1 protein-coding gene is annotated in these 555 nt (G+C 61.3%); it reads left to right on the top strand.

Annotated elements, in window-relative coordinates:
• A partial coding sequence (locus B4E36_RS18450) for a sulfate ABC transporter substrate-binding protein (protein ID WP_345900660.1) occupies positions 1–478 on the top strand: 478 nt, incomplete at its 5' end.
• Positions 479–555: the final 77 nt, after the last annotated feature.

Here is a 555-nt window from a genome sequence, read left to right on the forward strand (position 1 = left end):
GAAGGCGCGGGAATTCGTCGGCGATTTCCTTGGCAATGTCGCCGTGTTCGATACCGGCGGCCGCGGCGCCACCACCACCTTCATCGAACGCGGCATCGGCGATGTGCTGATCACCTTCGAGGCGGAAGTGGAAAACATCCGCGCCGAATATGGCGAAGACGAATATGAGCGCGTCGTGCCGTCCATGTCGCTGCTGGCCGAATTCCCGGTCGCCGTGGTCGACAAGGTCGCCCAGGAGCGCGGCACGGAAGAGATTTCCAAGGCCTATCTCGAATTCCTCTACACCAAGCAGGGCCAGGAAATCGTCGCCTCCTTCAACAACCGCGTCCATAATCCTGAAGTGAAGGCCGAATATGCCGACAAGTTCCCGGACGTGAAGCTGATCACCGTGGAAGACGTGTTCGGCGGCTGGGAAGCGGCCAACGAGACCCACTTCGCCGATGGCGGCGTGCTGGACCAGATCCAGTCGGGGCGTTAATCGACACGAAGTCCCCGTACCGCATTAGTGTCGCGGCAAGCACAAACCTCGCCGCCCCAATCTCCCCCCTTGAGGGG

Source organism: Martelella sp. UBA3392, from assembly GCF_002358775.1.
Classification (GTDB): domain Bacteria; phylum Pseudomonadota; class Alphaproteobacteria; order Rhizobiales; family Rhizobiaceae; genus Martelella; species Martelella mediterranea.